The organism is Alteromonas infernus (assembly GCF_902705815.1).
In genome coordinates, this window is record NZ_CACSIG010000074.1 from 1 (window position 1) to 578 (window position 578).

General features: G+C 45.3%; 1 pseudogene. It reads left to right on the plus strand.

Annotated features, from left to right (window positions below):
• Positions 1-578, plus strand: a pseudogene (locus ACX5J7_RS17045) (zinc-binding dehydrogenase); the annotation flags it as partial.

Genomic DNA, 578 nt, shown 5'->3' on the forward strand with positions numbered 1-578 from the left:
GGTCGAAATTGCTAACGTGCTAAAAAGGCGATGCAGTACTGATAACCGACCGCATCGAGCAGTGTTGGATTGGCTGCGAGTTCAAATTGTGAATTACCCCGGGGGGGTAGTCCCCGTATCGCTACAACTCTAACAGGAGCTAAAAAGGCTGCTGTGCTCAAGGCTGGCGCGGCCCATGTGATTGCAACCCAAGAAGAAACCGCTGCTGGATAGCTTGAGAAGTATCTTGGGAGAAAACAATTTAAAAATCGCATTTGATGCTGTCGGTGGGCCGCAGATAGCTGAAATTGCTGAAGCAATGAGCCCTGAAGGAACAATAATAGTACACGGAGCATTAAGTCCCGAAATAACTCCTTTTCCCTTAAAAATAGCACTTCGTAAAAGTCTGATTGTTAGGGGGTATGTGTTTACTGAAGTTATAAAAGACATCGAGCGTTTTCGCAGAGCAAAGCAATTTATCCTCTCGGGTTTATCCGAAGGAACACTCAAGCCTGTCATTGATCGAAGCTTTAAATTTGAAGAGATAGTAGCAGCGCATCACTATCTGGAGTCCAATCAGCAGNNTGGTAAAATAGTGG